Source organism: Peribacillus sp. TH16, from assembly GCF_016651095.1.
GTDB classification, from domain to species: Bacteria; Bacillota; Bacilli; order Bacillales; family DSM-1321; genus Peribacillus; species Peribacillus butanolivorans.
The window spans coordinates 1,261,286-1,283,302 of the sequence record NZ_JAEKEM010000009.1 but is presented as its reverse complement, the minus strand read 5'-3'; the positions used below and the strand labels follow the sequence as shown (position 1 = coordinate 1,283,302).

The 22,017-nt window shown below is 41.2% G+C and carries 21 protein-coding genes and 1 pseudogene; 17 read left to right on the top strand and 5 right to left on the bottom strand.

What is annotated here, in order from left to right; all coding sequences use genetic code 11:
• Positions 1 to 266 precede the first annotated feature (266 nt).
• The gene (locus JFV29_RS20235) at positions 267 to 488 is read left to right on the top strand and encodes a hypothetical protein (protein ID WP_207205158.1); all 222 of its coding nucleotides are present in this window, start codon (positions 267 to 269) and stop codon (positions 486 to 488) included.
• Positions 489 to 916: 428 nt separating this feature from the next.
• Here JFV29_RS20235 and JFV29_RS20230 read toward each other — a convergent pair whose 3' ends face one another.
• Both JFV29_RS20230 and JFV29_RS20225 read right to left on the bottom strand, forming a co-directional pair.
• Entirely contained in the window at positions 917 to 1,450 is a 534-nt protein-coding gene (locus JFV29_RS20230) for a transcription repressor NadR (protein ID WP_201187975.1), read from the bottom strand.
• A 46-nt stretch (positions 1,451 to 1,496) separates the two neighbouring features.
• On the bottom strand, positions 1,497 to 2,621 hold the full coding sequence (locus JFV29_RS20225; RefSeq protein ID WP_201186024.1) for an IscS subfamily cysteine desulfurase: 1,125 nt from the start codon (positions 2,619 to 2,621) through the stop codon (positions 1,497 to 1,499).
• A 103-nt stretch (positions 2,622 to 2,724) separates the two neighbouring features.
• Here JFV29_RS20225 and nadB point away from each other — a divergent pair, with 103 nt between their 5' ends.
• From nadB to nadA, 3 genes are read left to right on the top strand one after another with little or no spacing between them, the layout of a single operon-like run.
• Positions 2,725 to 4,308, top strand: coding sequence for an L-aspartate oxidase (nadB, locus tag JFV29_RS20220; RefSeq protein WP_201186022.1), 1,584 nt, complete (start codon positions 2,725 to 2,727; stop codon positions 4,306 to 4,308).
• The gene (gene nadC, locus JFV29_RS20215) at positions 4,289 to 5,140 is read left to right on the top strand and encodes a carboxylating nicotinate-nucleotide diphosphorylase (RefSeq protein ID WP_201186020.1); all 852 of its coding nucleotides are present in this window, start codon (positions 4,289 to 4,291) and stop codon (positions 5,138 to 5,140) included. The genes nadB and nadC overlap by 20 nt, the downstream gene beginning before the upstream one ends.
• Entirely contained in the window at positions 5,137 to 6,243 is a 1,107-nt protein-coding gene (gene nadA / locus JFV29_RS20210; RefSeq protein ID WP_201186018.1) for a quinolinate synthase NadA, read from the top strand. Before nadC ends, nadA begins: the two co-directional genes overlap by 4 nt.
• A 159-nt stretch (positions 6,244 to 6,402) precedes the next feature.
• Here nadA and JFV29_RS31215 read toward each other — a convergent pair whose 3' ends face one another.
• Positions 6,403 to 6,660, bottom strand: coding sequence for a neutral zinc metallopeptidase (locus JFV29_RS31215; RefSeq protein WP_446728270.1), 258 nt, complete (start codon positions 6,658 to 6,660; stop codon positions 6,403 to 6,405).
• Positions 6,661 to 7,196: 536 nt separating this feature from the next.
• On the opposite strand from JFV29_RS31215, the pseudogene safA reads away from it, so the two are divergent.
• The 10 genes and pseudogenes from safA to yajC form a co-directional block, all read left to right on the top strand.
• Positions 7,197 to 7,341 (top strand): annotated as a pseudogene (gene safA / locus JFV29_RS31780) (SafA/ExsA family spore coat assembly protein); the annotation flags it as partial.
• A gap of 1,932 nt (positions 7,342 to 9,273) precedes the next feature.
• Positions 9,274 to 10,230, top strand: coding sequence for a phosphotransferase (locus JFV29_RS20195; protein ID WP_201186014.1), 957 nt, complete (start codon positions 9,274 to 9,276; stop codon positions 10,228 to 10,230).
• 100 nt (positions 10,231 to 10,330) lie between these two features.
• Positions 10,331 to 10,936 (top strand): YhcN/YlaJ family sporulation lipoprotein, encoded by a 606-nt coding sequence (locus tag JFV29_RS20190; protein WP_201186012.1) that lies wholly within the window; start codon positions 10,331 to 10,333, stop codon positions 10,934 to 10,936.
• A 132-nt stretch (positions 10,937 to 11,068) separates the two neighbouring features.
• On the top strand, positions 11,069 to 11,569 hold the full coding sequence (locus JFV29_RS20185) for an intercompartmental signaling factor BofC (RefSeq protein WP_053347138.1): 501 nt from the start codon (positions 11,069 to 11,071) through the stop codon (positions 11,567 to 11,569).
• Positions 11,570 to 11,817: 248 nt separating this feature from the next.
• The gene (gene ruvA / locus JFV29_RS20180; RefSeq protein WP_056528317.1) at positions 11,818 to 12,432 is read left to right on the top strand and encodes a Holliday junction branch migration protein RuvA; all 615 of its coding nucleotides are present in this window, start codon (positions 11,818 to 11,820) and stop codon (positions 12,430 to 12,432) included.
• Positions 12,433 to 12,443: 11 nt separating this feature from the next.
• Positions 12,444 to 13,442 (top strand): Holliday junction branch migration DNA helicase RuvB, encoded by a 999-nt coding sequence (gene ruvB, locus JFV29_RS20175; RefSeq protein ID WP_056528318.1) that lies wholly within the window; start codon positions 12,444 to 12,446, stop codon positions 13,440 to 13,442.
• Complete coding sequence (locus JFV29_RS20170) at positions 13,439 to 13,645, top strand: DUF2905 domain-containing protein (protein ID WP_053347135.1); 207 nt, start codon at positions 13,439 to 13,441, stop codon at positions 13,643 to 13,645. The genes ruvB and JFV29_RS20170 overlap by 4 nt, the downstream gene beginning before the upstream one ends.
• Positions 13,646 to 13,685: 40 nt before the next feature.
• The gene (queA, locus tag JFV29_RS20165; RefSeq protein ID WP_053347134.1) at positions 13,686 to 14,714 is read left to right on the top strand and encodes a tRNA preQ1(34) S-adenosylmethionine ribosyltransferase-isomerase QueA; all 1,029 of its coding nucleotides are present in this window, start codon (positions 13,686 to 13,688) and stop codon (positions 14,712 to 14,714) included.
• Between the two features lie 36 nt (positions 14,715 to 14,750).
• Positions 14,751 to 15,890 carry a tRNA guanosine(34) transglycosylase Tgt gene (tgt, locus tag JFV29_RS20160; protein WP_201187973.1) on the top strand — a complete coding sequence of 380 codons (1,140 nt, stop codon included), beginning with the start codon at positions 14,751 to 14,753 and terminating at the stop codon, positions 15,888 to 15,890.
• A gap of 39 nt (positions 15,891 to 15,929) precedes the next feature.
• Positions 15,930 to 16,214 carry a preprotein translocase subunit YajC gene (yajC, locus tag JFV29_RS20155; protein ID WP_098177930.1) on the top strand — a complete coding sequence of 95 codons (285 nt, stop codon included), beginning with the start codon at positions 15,930 to 15,932 and terminating at the stop codon, positions 16,212 to 16,214.
• 48 nt (positions 16,215 to 16,262) lie between these two features.
• On the opposite strand, the gene JFV29_RS20150 is transcribed toward yajC, so the two are convergent.
• Positions 16,263 to 16,634 (bottom strand): TIGR04086 family membrane protein, encoded by a 372-nt coding sequence (locus JFV29_RS20150; protein WP_056528324.1) that lies wholly within the window; start codon positions 16,632 to 16,634, stop codon positions 16,263 to 16,265.
• Positions 16,635 to 16,802: 168 nt separating this feature from the next.
• Between JFV29_RS20150 and JFV29_RS20145 the strand changes: the two genes are divergently transcribed.
• Positions 16,803 to 17,486, top strand: coding sequence for a DUF421 domain-containing protein (locus JFV29_RS20145; RefSeq protein WP_201186010.1), 684 nt, complete (start codon positions 16,803 to 16,805; stop codon positions 17,484 to 17,486).
• 27 nt (positions 17,487 to 17,513) lie between these two features.
• On the opposite strand, the gene spoVB is transcribed toward JFV29_RS20145, so the two are convergent.
• Positions 17,514 to 19,076: a stage V sporulation protein B gene (gene spoVB, locus JFV29_RS20140; RefSeq protein ID WP_201186008.1), complete on the bottom strand. Its 1,563-nt coding sequence runs from the start codon at positions 19,074 to 19,076 to the stop codon at positions 17,514 to 17,516.
• A 167-nt stretch (positions 19,077 to 19,243) separates the two neighbouring features.
• On the opposite strand from spoVB, the gene JFV29_RS20135 reads away from it, so the two are divergent.
• Both JFV29_RS20135 and secDF read left to right on the top strand, forming a co-directional pair.
• Entirely contained in the window at positions 19,244 to 19,549 is a 306-nt protein-coding gene (locus JFV29_RS20135) for a post-transcriptional regulator (RefSeq protein ID WP_053347128.1), read from the top strand.
• A gap of 199 nt (positions 19,550 to 19,748) precedes the next feature.
• Complete coding sequence (gene secDF, locus JFV29_RS20130) at positions 19,749 to 22,010, top strand: protein translocase subunit SecDF (protein ID WP_201186006.1); 2,262 nt, start codon at positions 19,749 to 19,751, stop codon at positions 22,008 to 22,010.
• Positions 22,011 to 22,017: the final 7 nt, after the last annotated feature.

The following is a 22,017-nucleotide window of genomic DNA, read 5'->3' as shown; positions in this document are numbered from 1 at the left end:
CCAGATGCGGAATTAAACCGTTTAAGCTTACAAGGTTGCAAATTGTTTTCACAGAGAGGTAAATGGTACAACCCTCTTAGTGCATTGATGAGGGAAAATACTTAATAAGAAAAGTGCCCCAGAAGTCTATTCAGGGGCATTTTTTTGTGCAAGTGTTCAATAGAAATTGTATTTCTCTCGTGTACGAGTTCCTAAAACGATTGCCTTACATTTTGTAAAAATATAAAGAAAATAGGCAAAAAGAAATGAATGTCCATTGAAGGATTTTGAAGGTAACTGAAATGGCTATTTTTATAGCGGAAAGAGATAAGGATAAGGATCAAGATAAAGAACAGGAAAAACAAAAATATCAATATCGGAATATAGAGGAGGAACAGTCAGAAGGGGAATTAATACAGGTAATGGGAGGCTGGATACAAGCGGTGAGTTCTATTATTAGTCTGATAGGGCAATTGAGAAATAATAATGAAGATAAGCGATGGAGATAGCTCTAGTGTAAGCAGAACCAATGATGATAGAATAGGATTATTTTTTCTTTAGTAAATCGTCAAATGGCTGTTCCGAAAAGCGATAGAAACTCATGTTATGGAACGCAAACTGTTTTTTCTAATTTGTGAAATGATGGAAGGTCGATTTATTTGTAACGACGGACGAATAATCTCTTTGAAGGTCGAATTATTCCTGTTCACGGACGAATAATCTCTCTGAAGGTCGAATTATTCCTGGTCACGGACGAATAATCTCTCTGAAGGTCGAATTATTCCTGGTCACGGACGAATAATCGGAGGTGTTTTGCATGTGAAAAAACGTATTTATATGTGAAGGAAATTAGTCCGTTGTGGATATCAATAAGACCATTTCTTATCTAAAAAAAACATCCTCAAAAGGTATAACTTTTGAGGATGTTTTCGTTTATTCAATCAACTAAAATGCCGGCATTTTTCAAGGCGTTCTCGGCTTCGTCAAGTAGTTCTTCAGAAGACGCGCTAAGTGTATGGAGATGAATGCCGCTTGTTAGTTCTGATAAAAAAGAAGCATTTGTTGCAGTTACTTTGGTGAGGAATTGCTGAACTTCTTTACGATTGCTGACCATAATGGAAGCAGTTAGATCACCGTAAACGGGGTGCTCGATTTTGACATCTTTCACCGTAATGCCGATATCGACGAGTAAAAATAACTCTTCTTGGGCACGAGATGGATCGTGCTGGCAGGCAATGGTCCGCTCCGGCTTTTGAGTGTTCCCTGTTTGTAAATACATATAGCCTTGGCTAGTAGCAATGATAGGTTCATTTCGTGCTTTCAAGAGTGTGATGTCACCGACGATAACCTGCCGGCTTACATTCGTTATTTGTGAAAGCTCGCTACCGGTTACTGGTTGCTCGCTTGTTTGTAATATATGTAAGAGTTTCGTCCGTCTTTCTTCACCAAGTAATTTCTTTTTTTCCATAATAATTCACCTCGTTATTTACAAACAGTTTACCACAGAATAGAGAATCTTATCGAATCACAGCTATTCCTGCAAGACAGTCTGCTAAGATACGAATATCGTCCACTGTCGTGTTTTTTCCAAAAGAAAGCCGGACAAATTGATGGGCTTCTTCTTCGCTTTTTCCAATAGCTATCATTGTTTTTGACGGATTTTGTTTGCCGATTTGGCAAGCGCTACCCGTGGATACCGCAAAGCCCTGCTGATTTAATTCTAGCATGATGTATTGTCCTTGTAATCCGGAAAATGTCAACGCCAGAATGTGAGGCAATTGCTGGTTTGACGCTTCGATAACTTGAAAATCAATCTTTTTTTCCTCGAGTAGCCGAATCAATTGCTGCCGAATCTGAAAAATCCGGTTTCGTTCATCTTCCATGGTTTTCGCTAATTTTTTTGCAGCCGTAACGAAGGAAGCTATACCAGGAACATTGACAGTCCCTGCACGAAAACCATGTTCATGAGTGATATTGGGTATTGAGGACTTTAGATGATGGATGCCCGGGAAAATGACGGCCCCAATGCCTTTTGGGCCATATACTTTATGGCTCGAAATAGCAAGACTATCACATACGGCAGATATCCCATCAAGCGGTAATTTAGCAAATGATTGAACACAATCTACATGCAAAAAGGCATCATGGTCGCGAACGATTTTGCTTAATTGTTCGATAGGTTGAATGACTCCGATTTCTGAATTTACATGTTGAACAATGACTAAGCAAGTCCGCCCCGAAATACAATCTTGTAGATGTTCGATGTCAACACGTCCGTCTTTCAAATGACGTAAATACGTAACATCGAAGCCGTTGTTTGCAAGTTTGCTGACATAATTGGCTATGGATGCATGTTCAGTTTGGCTTACAATTAAGTGATTCTGCCAGGCAGGCTTTGAGGCGATGAATGTATCTATTGCGATCATGTTGCTTTCTGAACCGCCGCTCGTAAAGATGATCCCCTTTTTTATGTCTAGCATTTCCGCTAATTGCTGCCGTGACATATCCAATAAACGTGCTGCATCTGATCCGATATCATGCAAACTGCTCGCATTGCCAAAAAACTTCCGAGATGCTTCAACAAAGACATCTAGTGCTTCATTATCCATCGGTGTTGAGGCCGCATAATCTAAATAAATCAAGAAATCACTTCCATCCTCTAAACTTAAAAAACTCTTGATAATAGTTTAATAATATGTAAATATAGTTGTCAAGACACCTGTCGTAAACAGGAGGAATGAAATAATGGAAAGAACGGAAGTCGTAGTGATAGGAAGCGGCATTGCTGCCTTGAAAACTGCATTAGAAGTAAGCCAGCATAAGCATGTGATACTCATCACAAAATCAAAGATTCGTCACAGTAATTCCTATTTAGCGCAAGGCGGAATTGCTGCAGCAATATCTGATCAGGACGAAGTATCTTATCATAAAAAAGATACGTTGGCAGCCGGTCAGAAATATAACGATGTACATGCTGTCGTAAAATTAGTAGAAGAGGCTCCCTTGGTGATATCTGAACTCATCCAATCCGGTATGCAATTCGACCGCGATCAAGATGGCGGACTTATGCTTGGCATGGAGGGTGCGCACAGCCAAAGAAGAATCCTTCATAGTCATGGAGATGCTACAGGTAAGTACATCATGGAGCATCTAATAGATGGCTTGAAAAAATCAACGATACAGGTGCTCGAGGATACTGCAGCGGTGGAATTGATTATAGGAAAAGATGGTTCTTGTATTGGGGTCAAAACGCTGCAAAAGGAAGGCGGATTTGTATCTTACTATGCAGAACAAACTGTATTGGCAACAGGTGGCTGCGGTTCTCTATACAGAATTACTTCTAATTCACAGACTGTTTCAGGAGATGGAATCGCACTTGCTTTCAAAGCTGGGGCACGAGTGCGTGATATGGAATTTATCCAGTTTCATCCGACTCTTCTTTTTATTAATGGTAAAGCAGAGGGGCTCGTTTCAGAGGCGGTCCGCGGTGATGGTGCACAATTAGTGAATGAAATGGGCAAGCCCATCATGGAAGATGTCCACAGAATGAAAGACCTTGCACCAAGACATATTGTGGCACAGACGATTTTTTCTTATTTGCAGCGCGGTGAAAAGGTATTTTTGGATATTTCGATGATTAAGGATTTTAAAAAACGTTTTCCAACTGTGACTTCATTATGTGAAAAAAGCGATATCGACCTTAAATTCGGAAAAATCCCGGTTGCACCTGGAAACCATTTTTTGATGGGTGGAGTTGAAGTGGATCAATGGGGACAAACTTCTGTCGCCTCCTTATATGCAGTTGGTGAAGTAGCTTGTACTGGCGTTCATGGAGCAAACCGTTTGGCAAGCAATTCACTTCTAGAAGGGCTTGTTTTTGGAAATACGCTTGGTCATTTCCTTGCTCATATGCCCTCTAGAACCATACCGTTAGAAAAAGAGCATTCCAAATGTTACACCCTTTTATCCGCAATACCTGATTTGGCTACATTGCAGGAAATGTTAATGAGCGAAGCAGGAATTGTTCGAGATGAAGCGGGTTTAACTCGTTTAAAGGACTATCTTGAATCTTTTGATATAGAAAAATTTCTGCATATGGAAGTTACTGCATTATCAATAAACGAAATAACAAAAATCAATGCCATACTCGTAGCGTGGCTGATTGCTGAATCCGCTTTGACTAGAACGGAAAGCAGGGGCGGTCATTTTCGCAGTGACTATCCAAGGGAAGATGACTCCTTATGGCTGAAAAACTCTGTTATCCTTGCTTGCACGGATGTGAAAAACCGAGTGAAAGGGAGAAGACTATATGAACACATTGAAGCTTAAGCAGATGCTGCAACAATTTTTGATAGAAGATATAGGTGAATGCGATGTAACGAGTGATACGATTTTTAATCAAGATGAACAGGGTACTTTGACGTTCATTGCAAAAGAAGATGGCGTCTTTAGTGGGAGTGCTGTCATCAACACGGGATTTGCGCTACTGGATCACCAAATACTGGTTGAACTGTTTGTCCAAGATGGAGAAGTGTTTGAAACAGGCCAACAGCTTGCAAGAATAACCGGCAATATGGCGTCGCTTCTAAAAGGGGAAAGAGTAGTTTTGAATTTAGTGCAACGCATGTCCGCTATTGCAACGCAGGCGCATAAAGCAACCATGATTTTAGCTGGTACAAAAACAAGGGCTTGTGATACTAGGAAAACTACACCAGGTCTAAGAATGCTTGAAAAATATGCGGTCCGATCTGGTGGGGCTTTCAATCACCGATATGGATTGTATGATGCCGTCATGATTAAGGACAACCATATTTCTTTTGCCGGTTCTATCACGAAGGCAGTACAAACAGTCAAAGCTAAGCTGGGACATACCACGAAAGTCGAAGTGGAAACGGAATCAGCAGATCAAGTGCAAGAAGCAGTTGAAGCAGGTGCCGATATTATCATGTTCGATAACCGGAGTCCTGAAGAAATTAAACAACTGCTCAAATTGGTGCCTGAACATATTATCACTGAAGCTTCAGGTGGGATTAACTTGACTAATTTAGCTTTATATCGGGAAACAGGGGTTGATTATATATCATTGGGCAGTTTAACGCACAGTGTTAGGGCACTTGATATTAGTGCAAAGGTTGCAGAACGTGAGGGGGTAATTAAATGAACATACTGGAGATGGCCAAAACAGCAGGGAATGTATTACCTGAAACATATAAATCGATGACAAAGGAGGAAATGGAGAGGCGGGTCCGTAAGATTAAACAGCAACTTGGGAGCCGATTGTATATTCCAGGTCATCATTATCAACGTGAGGAAGTCATTCAATTTTCGGATGTAACTGGTGATTCACTTCAGCTAGCTCAACTTTCTGCGCAAAATCGTGAAGCGGAGTACATCGTGTTTTGTGGCGTGCATTTTATGGCTGAAACAGCCGATATTTTGACAACAGAAGGACAGACAGTTATCCTGCCGGACATGCGTGCAGGCTGTTCGATGGCAGATATGGCGGATATTGACCAAACAGAACGTGCTTGGACAAAGCTGCAGTCCATGTTTGGTGATACGATTCTTCCGCTAACATATGTCAATTCAACAGCGGCAATCAAGGCTTTTGTCGGAAAAAACGGCGGAGCGACTGTAACTTCTTCAAATGCACAGGGAATGGTCTCTTGGGCCCTCTCGCAAAAAGAACGAATTCTCTTCCTTCCGGATCAGCATCTTGGGAGGAATACAGCCTATGACCTTGGAATCCCGTTGAAGCAGATGGCTGTTTGGGACCCTCATAATGATGAATTAATCTATGAAGGGGAGCTAGAAGACTTGAAGGTGCTTCTTTGGAAAGGGCATTGCTCTGTTCATGAAAACTTTACAACAGCGAATATTGAAACGCTTAGGACTGAGCAACCGGAAATGAATATAATTGTTCATCCAGAATGCCGCCGTGAAGTAGTCGCCTTATCAGACTATAATGGTTCGACATCCTATATCATTAACATGATTGAAAAAGCAAAATCAGGAAGTTCCTGGGCAATTGGCACGGAAATGAACCTTGTCAAGCGGCTTATCGCAAATAATCCTGACAAAAATATCATCTCTTTGAACCCGAATATGTGTCCATGTCTCACGATGAACCGAATTGATCTGCCGCATCTGCTTTGGGCTCTCGAATCAATTGCGGAAGGTACAGTAATTAATCCGATAAAAGTAGAAAAGAAGATTGCGGATAACGCCATTCTAGCTTTGAACCGAATGCTTGAACGTGTTTGAATAGATAATTTGTTTTTTTCGGAGTCTTAAAAACATCTACTGATCATTATGATTAGCATCTTATGCCATTTGGTTAAATAATAAATAGGGGGTTCATAAAAGACCCCCTATTTATTAGTATCGACAGTAATAGAAAAAATAAGAATCTTTAAAAAGAACCTAGAGATTACTTGCTTTAAAGGTATCGCCTTCATTCATGTTTCCGGATTTAAAACCACCGCTTTCTCTGTTCGGAGGTACCGTGCGTGAAGCTATCCGGAACAACATAGCCTTGTGCTGTTTTTGAATACGGTCATCACCAACTCCGCTGGCTGCATTCAATGCTTCCTCGAGATCACCTTCCTCAAGTAAATTCTCTCCCAGGACATGATGGGCCCAAACTCCGGCCAAATAGTCGGCCTGTAATTCAAGACTAATCCAACTCCGCCTCCAATTCCAGCTACACCTTTGCCGCTAATTCCTCTTTTGTCCTCAACGTTTGAGTACCCTGCCTTCCCTTCCATTTCATTATTTTTTTCCCCCTAGAATGCAATTTATGTACCTAAAATACAGCCTTAGGTTATTTACTTTCTTATACCCGAATTTCCTTCAGTTTAGACAGAGGGAAGCCTTTGCAGGAAGAATTTCAATTCATGAAGGATCCAATGATAAAAAACCACTGCGATCCCTTTTCTAGGAATTCATGCAGTGGTTTCACTTCTAGTTATATTTTTTCTACATCAATCAAAGATAATGTTTCCTGAAAAAAGGATGTCTCCAAAGTGAATGATTTTTCTTTTTTCAGTATGTGAACCGTAACTTTTTCTTCTCTTAAAAGTTCCATCCTTGTTCCTTATTCAGTGATCCAATCATAAAAGTCAATTTTCATGCATAAGTTTTCATGATAAAAATAATAGCAATTTACCCACTACATCATAGTATATATGGACATATGCACAGGAGGGGTTAACAGCGTGAAAATTCATATAGTCCAAAAAGGCGATACGCTTTGGAAGCTCGCCAAAAAATACGGCGTCAGTTTTGAAGAACTGAAAAAAGTAAACGCGCAATTAAGCAACCCGGATATGATGATGCCGGGAATGAAAATTAAAATACCTGGAACATCTGGAGCTGTAAAAAAAGAAACCATTATTCCCAGCACAAACATTCCATCAGGAATGAAAGAAACTCAAATTCAGCATGCACATAAGAAAGAACAGCAAATTATGCCGAAACCGCCTATGAAAGAACAGCAGATCATTCCTAAAAAAGAACAACAAATTGTTCAGCCAAAGCCTATTATTAAAGAAAAACAAATAGTTGTTCCGAAAGAAGTACCGGTACCCATTCCGGTAGTCCCGGAAATCGATATTAATAATTATTATATGGTCAATATGACTAATATGAGTGTGCAAAAGCCCCCAGCGCCACCTCCTTTACCAAAGAAAAAAGAAAAGGCAGTGGCACCAAAAAAGAAAAAGCCAGCAGTTCAGGAGGTTTACGAAGAGCAGCCAGTTGTTCAGGAAATTTGTGAGCCTGTCGATGATTGCATTCCCGTAACACCAATCATGCCTGGAAGTGGTTTTTGTATTCAGCCGCCCCCTTGGGCGTGTATGCCTATGCAAGGAGTCCCTTATCAAGGTGTTCCTGGGTTTCAGCCTGCTCCAGCTATGCAAGGCTATCAAATGATGGAAGAAAGTTCAGACGTATGGGGAGAATCTCCTGACATGCATACAATGGGTCAAGGATATGTCCAAGGAGCCCAGCAAAATTATCCATATCAAGCATCAGCACCGGTTCCACACCATTTTTATGGAGGAATGGCGCAACAGTATCAAGTAGCAGGTTCTCATATGCAAGAAGCTTATGAGTCATCTGCTGAATCGCCATCTTTCCACGATTATCAAAATTTCCCTCAGCAACATTTTACACAGCATGCGGGTAAAAAAGAGGAAGATTGCGGCTGTAATAAAGGATTAGTTGGATCATACGGACCGGAAGTGAAGGGTCAGTACCATGCCAATCAGGCGGGAAATCCTTATGCACATCACCATCCTGATTATCATCAATATCAAGCAGCTCAACCACAACAGATGCAACATCAATATGAAGAAGAGTCTTCAGAATCCGGTTCTATGGGAATGGGAGGCCAGCAAGGAGGTCAACCGGGAATGATGGGAGGCCAGCAAGGAGGTCAACCGGGAATGATGGGAGGCCAGCAAGGAGGTCAACCGGGAATGATGGGAGGCCAGCAAGGAGGTCAACCATGGATGATGGGTGGTCAGCAAGGAGGTCAACCGGGAATGATGGGAGGCCAGCAAGGAGGTCAACCGGGAATGATGGGAGGCCAGCAAGGAGGTCAACCATGGATGATGGGAGGCCAACAAGGAGGTCAACCATGGATGATGGGAGGCCAGCAAGGGGGTCAACCGGGAATGATGGGAGGCCAGCAAGGGGGTCAACCGGGAATGATGGGAGGCCAGCAAGGAGGTCAACCGGGAATGATGGGAGGCCAGCAAGGGGGTCAACCGGGAATGATGGGAGGCCAGCAAGGAGGTCAACCGGGAATGATGGGTGGCCAGCAAGGAGGTCAACCATGGATGATGGGAGGCCAACAAGGAGGTCAACCGGGAATGATGGGAGGCCAGCAAGGAGGTCAACCGGGAATGATGGGAGGCCAGCAAGGAGGTCAACCGGGAATGATGGGAGGCCAGCAAGGAGGTCAACCGGGAATGATGGGAGGCCAGCAAGGAGGTCAACCGGGAATGATGGGAGGCCAGCAAGGAGGTCAACCATGGATGATGGGAGGCCAACAAGGAGGTCAACCGGGAATGATGGGAGGCCAGCAAGGGGGACAGCCGGGGATGATGGGAGGCCAGTATAGAGGTCAACCAGGAATGATGCCAGGTCAATTTGGAGGTCAACCAGGAATGATGCCAGGTCAATTTGGTGGTCAGCCGGAAGCAATGTTACCTGGACAAATGGGAGGCCAACCAGGTCAATTCGGGGGCGTTCGTGCACCTGAAACGTTTGGAATGCCAACTTATGTAGATGAAAGCGATGACTACTAATTATCAGCAAGACAGTGTATTTTACACTCGTCTCCTCTCTTATTTAAATCGTAGGCCAAAGAATATCCACCATCTTCAAAGTAGTGTCTATTTAATTACCTTTGAAAAGGATCCTCCGCTGATTCTTAAAGGATTTGACAGTTTTGAAAAGTGGGATCGACAAAGAGAATTGACTTCTTTGTTAAAACAAAAGGGATTCACTCAAACGTATTATATTCATCAGAATTTAATGCCTTTCCAATTTGAAGGGAAATGGTATGGCAGTATAGACTATTTGCCACCTAGTAAGAAAAAATTCCGATATTCCAATCAAAAGGATCGCCTTGAAGGAATTCAGTTACTTGAAAGCTTCCATGATGTTTCGGAACATCTGTATATTAAAGCGCCAGTTTTTGATCAATTAAAAAAATGGAAAGAAAGGTTATCGCTATTCAAAAAGAACTTTTCTTATATTCGCCAATATGTTTCCGAAGAGATTATTAAGGAATGGATTGGCTGGGGTGAGTGGGCCCTTGATGGTTTTGAAAAAAATCAGTCTTTGTGGAATAAGGAAAAAAAAGTAATCATTCACGGTGATTGTGCTCATCATAATTTTTTGCGGAAAGCAGATGGCACCTTAACCTTAATCGATTTTGACTTAATGGCCAGCGCTCCAAGGTGCATTGATTATTTACAGTATGCAAATCGAATATCCAATCATTTAGAAGACGCTGCTACGATGTTATGGCAAATACCTCAACTGAAAAAATATCAATCAGACCCAGCCTTTTTATATGCTTTAACTTATCCAACGGATATTTTCCGTGAATGGAACCGCCAAAATAAAAGTTCTTCTCAGCTTCATTCTGTTTGGAAAATGACGGTGGAAGATTTTTCAGAGCGGATGGAGATGAATGAAAAACTGAAAGAAAAGATTTCCTCCCTAAATAGGAAATAAAACGTGCTTTTGGCCGTAACTAACAGAGTAAAATCCCCTTTAGACAACCATGATAATTATGAGCGAAATATAGGCTCTATTGTAATGGGGAGGGTTGTTGGTGCGGAAAATAAAATGGGTATTACCGCTTTGCACGGTATTAGCTGCCACAGGCTTGGTTGGGTGCGCTAATAATAATGCAGCGGAAAACGAGAATATTACGAATGAGACAGGATATCATTCCACTGAAAAAGATGCGTTAGTTCGCAACATTAATTATCAGAATGTGGTTCAAGGCCTTTACAACAAGGATGATGAGTATAGTAAGCGGGATCGTAATTACCATGGTCATGAAAGTAAACCACTTCGGGCTCGATCATCATATTATAATGCGTATGAAGGTGAATTAGCCGACCAAGTTAATAGGGTGGCCAATTCAGAGGATTCAGTTATTGACTCCCGGGCCATTATTATGGAAGATGAAATGCTTGTAGCCTTGTTGCTCGATGACTACAACCAGGCAAAAGCTGTTAAAGAATCAGTAATGAAAAAAGTCGAACCACTCACTGAAGGCCGGACCCTTAACGTAACGACTGATAAAGGCGTGTATTTCCGGACAATGACACTCGATAACAACCTTCGTGATGGCGATACGAGAGACTCAATCATTCTGGATGCCAATGACATGTTCGATAACCTAAACATTCATGAAAATCATTTACAATGATTATGTGAAGCTGACTTAATTTTTGGAGTCAGCTTTTTTTGTTTTATCAACCCGGCCGGATATTTTCTGGTTAATAATCCTAATTTCGGGTCAAACTACTTAAAAAGTAAACTCCCTTAAGAGGTGAGAATATTGACTAATCAACTTAGAATTCAGTTTTTCTTGACACTTTTTATACTGCCATTTTGCTATACCGTTTTTGCAGAAGAGTTGGTGCAACAGGAAAATAATCCAATTGAAAGAAAGGTAATTCTTCAGCGTATGTATCTTGATGGTGAGTTAAGTGAGGAAAAATTGACAGAAACAATTTGGACGATGGAAGACTTTTGGTTAAAATATCAAGGCTGGAAAGTAGTCGATCAGAATGAAGACCAGATTGTACTTAAGAAAATAGAAAATGATATATCTCCGCTTTTAAAGGCAAATGGATATCTAGGCATGAAAAAAGATGGTACGTTATCCATTTTTATTGGTCGACCGGAGCACGCTAAAATCATTCATACTTTCTACCAAATAGACGTTGGTAAACTCGAAGTATACAAGCAAGAAGAATTGCAAAAAGGCATACCAATCGTGAATAAAGACCAATATAAACAGCTCATTAAAGAATATGAGCCATATTCGGTAAATTAGGATGGGAATAACACCCGTCCTTTTTGTATGGGAACAGGTTTTTTTAAAAAAGTGAATTTCATTCAAGTGGAAAAATTATATCACCGTTTTTCAGCAGAAGCATAAAACTCCAATAAAATAAACAAGGTGTTAAAAGGTAGCAAGATCTAGGGAAATAGCCCTGATCAATTGCTAAATAACTTTTAATAAACTTCCACCCTTTTTTATGATAAAATGAGAGGTACAGCAAAATCAGGGAGAGAAATAATTTGTATGATTATATAAAAGGCAAGGTCGATTATATCGGACCTGAATACATAGTTGTGGAAAATGGGGGGATCGGATATCAAGTGATGACGCCGAATCCTTTTATTTTTTCCGCTCAATATCAAAAAGAGATTCAAGTTTTTCTGTATCATTATGTGCGAGAGGATATGGCCGCATTTTACGGATTTCAGACTCGTCAAGAAAAGGCATTGTTCACCAAGTTGTTGAATGTTACTGGAATTGGTCCTAAGGGGGCGCTTGCCATATTAGCGTCAGGCCAGGTCGATCAAGTGGTGCAAGCGATTGAAAATGAGGATGAAACGTTTCTTGTTAAATTCCCAGGAGTCGGAAAGAAGACGGCACGCCAAATGATTCTTGATTTAAAAGGAAAACTAGAGAACATAATTCCGGATGCGTTTCCAAACTTGTTTAACGAAGGTATTACAGCGGCAATCAGCCAAAACGGTTATACCGAGGAGCTGGATGAAGCCATTCTCGCCTTAAAGGCTCTTGGTTATTCTGAAAAAGAAATTCAAAAGGTCGCAAAGAAATTACAAACGGAAGAAATGACGACCGAGCAATATATTAAGAAAGCATTGCAAATGATGTTAAGATAAGGAGTGGCGCAATGGAGGAGAGAGTATTCAATCAGGAAGCCGATTTGAACGAACTATCCTTTGAACAAAGCCTGCGACCGCAAAACTTAAAGCAATATATTGGACAGGATAAAGTGAAGGCGAATTTGAGCGTGTATATCGAAGCGGCAAGGATGCGTGAAGAAACGCTAGATCATGTTCTTTTATATGGACCCCCAGGACTTGGGAAGACGACACTAGCTGTCATCATCGCCAACGAAATGGGTGTCAATATCCGCACGACTTCCGGGCCAGCCATTGAGCGGCCGGGAGATCTGGCGGCAATTTTGAGTGCGCTCGAACCCGGTGATGTGTTATTCATTGATGAAATTCACCGTTTGCCTCGTGTTGTCGAAGAAGTTCTATATCCCGCTATGGAGGATTTCTGTCTTGATATCGTAGTCGGCAAGGGACCAGAGGCACGTTCGATCAGGATTGACCTGCCTCCGTTTACCCTTGTTGGGGCCACGACAAGGGCAGGTTCGCTGTCGGCACCGCTCAGGGACCGTTTTGGCGTTTTGAGCCGTCTTGAATATTACACGGAAAATCACTTGACTGATATCATCATCCGTACTGCAAGAATCATGGACACGGAAATGGATGATCAGGCCGCAGGCGAGCTTGCTAGAAGATCAAGGGGAACCCCAAGAATTGCAAACCGTCTTTTGCGTCGGGTCAGGGATTTCGCCCAGGTCCGTGGAGATGGGACGATAACGGCGGAACTCGCCGATTATGCACTTGAATTAATGCAGGTCGACCGTTTAGGACTCGATCATATTGACCATAAATTACTTAAAGGGATTATTGAGAAATTTCGTGGTGGTCCCGTTGGGTTGGAGACGATTGCAGCAACAATTGGTGAGGAAGCACATACGATTGAAGATGTGTATGAGCCATATCTGTTACAGGTCGGTTTTCTACAACGGACCCCAAGAGGACGAATGGCAACACCGCTTGTTTATGAGCATTTCGAAATGGAGATGCCTGAATGATGAATGTACCAAAAATGGTTATGATACTTGGCGTGATTATATTTGTGATTGGTTTTGCGATGAAATATATACATCTTGGTAGGCTGCCGGGAGATATTTTATTCAAAAAGGGGAACACAACTTTTTACTTTCCAATCGTAACATCAATCATTGTCAGTGTTGTGTTGTCAGCTATTTTTTATCTAATCAGCCGTTTTAAATAACAAATTACTGCTTTGATAGACAGGTTAGGAAGTGGAACAGATGAAATTGGATATGTTTGATTTTCATTTACCAGAGGAACTAATTGCCCAAGTTCCTTTGGAAGATAGGGAAGCAAGTAGATTGATGGTGCTAGACAAAGTAACTGGTGAGCTAAAGCATGATGTATTCAGTCATATCACGGAGTATATTAAACCTGGTGACTGTCTTGTGTTAAACGATACGAAAGTACTGCCGGCACGGCTATACGGCAGTAAAGAAGAAACAGGTGGAAAAGTAGAAGTCTTGCTGTTGAAACAAGAACATGATGATGTATGGGAGACACTTGTAAAGCCAGCGAAACGAATTAAAGAAGGCACGACAATCATCTTTGGCGATGGTAAGCTGAGTGCCGTCTGCACAGGTGTACTTGAACATGGCGGTCGAATCCTAAAGTTTCAATATGAAGGTATCTTTTATGAGATATTAGAGGAACTTGGCGAAATGCCGCTGCCTCCATATATCAAGGAACAGCTCGACGACCAAGACCGTTATCAAACGGTATATGCGCGTGAACGCGGGTCGGCTGCAGCCCCAACGGCAGGGCTGCACTTTACGGAGCATTTGCTTGAGAAACTTAAAGGCATGGGCGTTCATATCGCTTTTATCACGCTTCATGTTGGACTAGGTACGTTCCGCCCAGTCAGCGTGGACGATATTGATAGTCACGAAATGCATTCTGAGTTCTACCAAATGACCGAAGGAACAGCCCGATTACTGAATAAAGTTAAAGAAGACGGTGGGAAAATCATCACGGTCGGTACTACGTCGACGAGAACGCTGGAAACGATTGCGTCTCGTAATGATGGAGTTTTTAAGGAAGAGAGTGGCTGGACGAGCATTTTCATTTATCCTGGTTATGAATTCAAAGGGATTAATGCGATGATTACGAATTTCCATTTACCAAAATCAACTTTAATCATGCTTATCTCCGCCCTCGCAGGCAGGGAGCATGTTCTTCATGCCTATGAAACGGCTGTGGAAGAAAAATACAGGTTCTTTAGTTTTGGAGATGCAATGTTAATTAAGTAATATAAGAGTGTGATGCTCTTGAAGGGAGTTATTGCGTTGACTGCAATACGATATGAGTTAATCAAAACATGTAAACAGACAGGGGCACGGCTAGGTCGTGTTCATACGCCGCATGGTTCTTTTGAAACACCAGCATTTATGCCGGTTGGAACAATGGCTACTGTCAAAACGATGTCACCAGAAGATTTGAAACAAATGGGGGCAGGCATCATCCTAAGCAATACGTATCACTTATGGCTGCGTCCAGGACATGAAATTATCAAGGAAGCTGGCGGATTGCACAAATTCATGAACTGGGATAAGGCGATATTAACCGACTCTGGCGGTTTTCAAGTGTTCAGTTTGAGTGAATTCCGTAAAATTGAAGAAGAGGGCGTACATTTCAGAAACCATATCAATGGTGATAAATTATTTTTATCTCCGGAAAAAGCGATGGAAATACAAAATGCACTTGGCTCTGATATTATGATGGCATTCGATGAATGTCCGCCATTCCCGGCAACCGAAGAGTATATGAAGAAATCAGTTGAACGGACATCACGCTGGGCAGAACGCTGCTTGAATGCGCATGAGCGTCCAAAAGATCAAGGGTTGTTCGGTATCGTTCAGGGTGGAGAGTTTGAAAATCTTCGTAAACAAAGTGCGAAAGACCTTGTCTCCCTTGATTTCCCGGGTTATGCTATTGGAGGATTATCTGTTGGGGAACCGAAGGATATCATGAACCGTGTCCTTGAATTTACAAGTCCATTACTGCCAACTAACAAACCGCGTTACCTAATGGGAGTCGGTTCACCGGACTCATTGATTGATGGTGCGCTCCGCGGCGTCGATATGTTTGATTGTGTACTCCCTACACGTATTGCACGTAATGGTACGTTGATGACGAGCAATGGCCGACTGGTTGTGAAAAATGCGAAGTATGCTCGTGATTTTGGTCCAATAGATGAAAATTGCGATTGTCATGTTTGTAAAAATTATAGCCGGGCTTATATCCGCCATTTGATTAAATGTGAAGAAACCTTTGGTATTCGTCTTACGACTTATCATAATCTTCATTTTCTGTTAAACTTGATGGAACAGGTCAGACAAGCTATTCGAGAAGATCGCCTTGGAGACTTTAGGGAAGAGTTTTTTGAACAATATGGTTTCAATAAGCCAAATGCAAAAAACTTCTAATTCCATAAATATTTTAAAGAATGAAAGGAGTGAAGAAAAATGGGTAATTTAACACAAATACTTCCGTTAATTTTAATGTTCGTATTGTTCTATTTCTTATTAATCCGTCCGCAACAAAAACGTCAGAAGGCTACGCGAAACATGCAAAGTAGTTTGAAAAAAGGTGATAAAGTTGCAACTATCGGCGGCATGCACGGAACAATCGATGCAATCGATGAATTGCAAATTGTCATTAAATCTCCAGACGGTTCAAAGCTTACATTTGACCGTGCTGCCATCCGTGAAATTACGGAAAGCGCACCAAATAAAGAAGTAACTGTATAAGACAAACTAAAACCGGGCCTATTGTGCCCGGTTTTTTGCTGTGGTTTTTTAATTGGTTCGCGATTCTGAACTCATATTTACTCCAAGCACGCCACCCATCATGGCTGTGATCACAAAACAGCCGTAATAAATCCATTGTTTGATGGTGAAAAGTGCATCATTACCTAAATATTGAAAAAGAAACACAACTAAAAGGTAAAGCAAACCAGTACTTCCACCTAAGAAAAGTCCTTGCTTTTTCCCTTTACCTCCTGAAATAAATCCACCAATGAACAGCGATAAAAAGGACACAATCATGATCACGTAGGTCAGGGATGATTCCGTCAGTGAAGTAAAACGAAGAAGGATAGAAAAGAGTAAGCTTGCAATCATCGCTATGGCAAAGATGGAGCCGACGCCATAGATTACGGCGACACTCATTTTTTTAGTTTCGATGGTTATTCCCCCTTTTTAAAAGGCTGATACATTTAGCCTGTTGATGTGTTTGTACAAGCATATTCTTCTATTGGAACCTTTAGACCTGGTTTAAGAAGTTCTATGAAATTTGAAAAAGAATATAGAGTAATTTTTCATTTTCAAAGCCATCCTATGGATGAAGGAAGTGTTATTGAATTGGATATCTATCTAGGTATTATTTTTCGAACGACGGTAATCTATTTAGTCATCTGGTTCCTTTTTCGATTGATGGGTAAGCGGGAAGTAGGAGAACTGAGCGTTCTTGATTTAGTGGTATCTATCATGATAGGGGACATTGCTGTGCTATCCTTTGAAGATTTGGAAAAACCGTTTATCCGACAGACTATCCCAATGTTTGTCCTCGCGACCCTCCAAATTACATTAGCATTCATCTCATTGAAAAGTGTCAAGTTTCGCTATTTCATGGATGGTAAGCCACAGATCATCATCAATCAGGGGAAAATAGATGAAAAAGCGATGCGCAGACAACGATATAATTTTGATGACTTATTGACCCAGCTTCGTGAACAAGGAATTATTGATTTAAACGAAGTTCGATTTGCGATCCTTGAAACTTCAGGAAAGCTCTCGGTGATTAAAAATAGCGAAGAAGAAAGGTCGGAAAGTGAATCAATACCCTATCCGCTAATAGTCGACGGAGTGATACAGGAAGAAAATCTTAATAAAATTGGAAAAAATCATTTTTGGCTTCTGCATCAGTTAAAAGAACATGGGGATACAAAGGTTAAAGAGATATCGATTTGCGGATACATAGATGGCCAATTTTACATTGATACAAATGAAACGAAGAAATAACCGAAGCTGCTGTTACTTCGGTTATTTCTATTTCCATGCAAACCTTGATAAAAACACGCCGATTACAGGGATTCGAATTAAGTCTGCTTTTTTTATGAAGCCAGTCAAGAGCATGAAAAATGTGAACAGCAGGAACACAACGGTAACGGAAAGCAACAGTCGGGTTCCTAGAGGCTGAGAGGAGAGTGGATCTTGATAAATATAATAACCACCCCAACCGGAAATTAATGCAATAACTAAAGCCAACATATAACTCCGAAAATGAAGTGTAAAAGGAACAACTTTTAACACAGTTGAAAAATGCAGAAAGGTAACGAGCATCGAACCGACTGCTATTCCGATTGCGGCCCCCATAATACCGAAACTTTCCTTGGATGCCAGCAGCCAGATTACACCAATTTTAAGAATGTTTCCTGCAAGGCTGTTAAACATTGCGGCTTTTGCAAGGTCAAGTGCCTGAAGCATCGACTGCAACGGATATTGAAAATAATAGAGTATGAAAAAAGGTGAAAGAAATTTAATGAAAACAGCAGCGTGGGAAGAGCCATACATTACTTGTAAAATCGGTTCAGCAAAGATGAACAGAGTGACGACAGCTAAACAACCTGTGATAAAGGTGATTTTCAGGGCCTGCTGAAGCCTGTGTTCAACGAGTGAAAAGTTTCCTGTTGTCCTTGCTTCACTAACTGCAGGAACAAGGGCTGTAGCTAATGAAGCCGTAACAAAAGAAGGAAGCATGAGCAAAGGCAGTGCGTATCCTGTTAACTCTCCGTATTGACTGGTAGCTGCGGCCGCGGTCACACCGGCAAGTGCCAAACTCTGAGCGACCACAATTGGTTCAAAAAACCAAGAAATTGACCCAATCATTCTGCTTCCAGTTGAAGGCAGGGCAATCCCCATCAATTCAGTAAATGTGCCTTTCCCGGATTTGACATTTTTGAAGAAGCCTTTCCGGAATTTAAAATGTTTCTTTAATTTAAAGCTTGTCAATAGGTAGACAAGTGATACAAGCTCACCAATAATCGAAGCAAACATTGCGCCAGCTGCGGCATATTCGATTCCGTATGGCAAAAAGGCCTTGGTTAGGACGGCAATGAAAGTGATACGGGCTACCTGTTCTATAACTTGCGAGAAAGCGAAGGGCTTCATATTTTGCTTGCCTTGGAAATAACCGCGCAAGACAGATGAAATAGCGATAATTGGAACAATAGGGGCAATCGCCATAAGCGGCCATACCGTTCTTTCATCTGTGAATAAATATTCGGATAGAACCGGTGCAAAAAATAGCATCGCAGGAGTAAAGATCATTGATAAAGTAAATGTACAGGCCAAAGAGACGACAAGGATTTTCTTGATTTTCCTTTCATCACCTCGGGCATTGGCCTCAGCCACATATTTGGATATGGCGATTGGCAGGCCTAACTGGGTAATGTTGACGACAAGAAATAGGGTCGGTAAAGCCATCATATATAAACCAACGCCTTCTTCGCCGATAAAACGGGCGATGACGATGCGGTTAATGAACCCAAGAACCCTTGTTATCAGGCTTGCGATTAATAAAATCAGCGTCCCTTTTAAAAACTTAGACATTGAACTCCCTCCCTGCCTTCTCAAAAAAGCGGTTATGCTATACAATTATCTATATGCTTGTACTTGGACAAAGCATGACAAAAGTGTTTGCGTTCTTACAAATGATCGAATTTCCTTCTTAGAAAATGCGCATTCAATTGAGAATCATTTTTACTGGAGGCAAAGTGATGACGAAAAAGAATCACCCATATCAACGTTATTATGTAAAGGTACGTCCATTCTTGAAGAGCAAACGTGAGGAATTCCAAATGGTTGGATTGAATGCTGTTACAGAGGAAGATATATGGGCAACCTTAACCAAGAACAAATGGAAGCGGCCTCAGGAAAACATTCACCTTCACGAACTCGTAGCCGACATTGTGACATTTTCGAGCAACCAGTTCATGACCTTTCAAATGGTCGAAGCTTATAAATCACCAAATCTTTTTGAACCGCTTTCTGAAGAAGAGCTTAAAGAACTTTTGAAAGAATAAAACTGCGAAATACTTAAATTGACAGCAGTTTGTAAATGAATCATAATAGATATGGTTATGCTTTTTTTGGAAAAAGAGTATGGAGAGCGGTGTCTTTTTTCTAACGATTTGAAGAGAATGCAACCTTATAAAACGAAAAAAAATGACAGTTTTTGAAACTCCATGAACAGGCGTATTATAGAAAGGGGCCTACTACATAATGGTAAAAAGAAGCAGGATCGTTGCGTTTTTTCTAATCGTACTTTTGATTTTCGCAGCGATGGGAACGACTTCAAAAGGAATCCTAAAGGATATCAAGCTGGGTCTTGATCTTCAAGGCGGTTTTGAAGTGTTATATGAAGTAAAACCGCTATCTGGGGAAAAGATCACTCCGGATGTTTTGAGGGCTACAGTAAGCTCACTGGAGCGGCGTGTCAATGTATTAGGTGTAAGTGAACCTAATATTCAAATCGAAGGGAAAGACCGGATCCGCGTTCAATTAGCCGGTGTTAAAGACCAAAACAATGCTCGGGAAATCCTTTCGACTCAAGCAAAATTATCGTTCCGTGATTACAACGATAAGGAAATGATGACCGGTGCTGACCTGAAAGAAGGCGGCGCGAAACAAACGTTCCAAGATAATAAACCGGTTGTTGAAGTCACGCTGAAAGACGTGAATAAGTTTAAAGAAATCACTCAAAAAATTTCCTCAATGGAAAGCCCGACAAATGTACTTGCAATCTGGTTGGATTTCGAGGAAGGAAAAGATTCCATTAAAGATACAGCTTCACAAGACAATATGATTTCAGCTCCAGCTGTCAGTGAAGTCTTTAATACGAAGAAGGTGTATATTACCGGTCAATTTACGGTGGAAGAAGCGAAAGAGCTTGCAGCCCTTCTGAATGCAGGTGCGCTGCCTGTAGATTTAAAAGAAAAGTACTCTACTTCTGTAGGTGCCCAATTTGGTGCAGGTGCACTAAATGATACTATTTTTGCCGGAATCATCGGAATTGCACTTGTTTTTATCTTTATGCTTGTGTATTACCGCTTCCCAGGATTCATTGCAGTCGTCACTTTAAGCATCTACATTTTCTTGACGCTATTAGTGTTTGATTGGATGAATGCGGTCCTTACGCTGCCTGGTATTGCGGCATTAGTACTCGGAGTTGGTATGGCTGTCGACGCCAATATCATAACCTACGAGAGAATTAGGGATGAATTGAAACTCGGTAGATCTGTTAAAGCAGCCTATAAAGAAGGTACGAAAAATTCACTTAGTACGATCATGGATGCCAACTTAACAACCTTGCTGGCTGCCGCCGTTCTGTTTTATTATGGAACAAGCTCAGTTAAAGGGTTTGCGACTACTTTGATCATTTCGATTTTAATGAGTTTCATTACAGCCGTCTATGGTACACGTCTTTTCATGAGCCTGTGGGTGAATAGTGGGTTCTTGGACAAACGTACAACATGGTTTGGCGTGAAGAAGAAATACATTCACAATTTATCTGAGAAAATTAATTTAATGTCATTGCCAACTCGCTTTGATAAAATCGATTTCGTCAAACATAGGAAAGTCTTTTATAGTATTTCAATCGGTGTTACCATTATCGGGATTATTTTCTTGTTCGTTTTTAGATTAAATCTTGGTATTGATTTTACTAGTGGTACCCGAATTGAGATTGCGTCCAAAGATGTTTTAACGACTCAGCAAGTCGAAACCGAAATGAAAAAGGTCGGTATTGCTGCGGATGATATCAAGGATGTTAGGCTCGCTGGACAAGAAAATAAAAATGCTGTCGTTCGTACAGTCGGTGTGCTTAATAAACAGGAAATCGCTGAATTGAAGGACTACTTCAAGAAGGATTATGGAACAGAACCGAATGTCAGCACCGTATCCCCGACAGTCGGAAAAGAACTCGCGAAAAATGCTATGTTTGCGTTAGCGATTGCATCACTCGGCATTATCTTGTATGTATCCATACGATTTGAATGGCGGATGGCTGTTCCTGCCGTCGTAGCGCTTATACATGACGCGTTCTTTATTATTACGATATTTAGCCTACTTCGACTTGAAGTAGATATCACCTTCATTGCTGCGGTTCTGACGATTGTCGGTTATTCCATCAATGATACGATCGTAACCTTTGACCGTATTCGTGAAAACCTACGCTTCAGTCGTAAAATCAAAACCGTTGAAGAGCTTGAGAATATTGTAAATATCAGTATCAGGCAAACATTGACGAGATCCATTAACACCGTACTAACCGTTCTCATTACGGTTATCGCGTTGGCGATCTTCGGTAGTGAAGCTATCCGAAACTTCTCAATTGCCCTGTTTATCGGTTTAATATGTGGCGTGTATTCGTCTTTATTAATCGCATCTCAATTCTGGCTTGATTTGAAAATCAAAGAATTGAAGAAAAAAGGACCACTGAATACAGCAAAAGAAAAGAAACAAAGTCTTGAAGGACAAGTTTAATATGTGA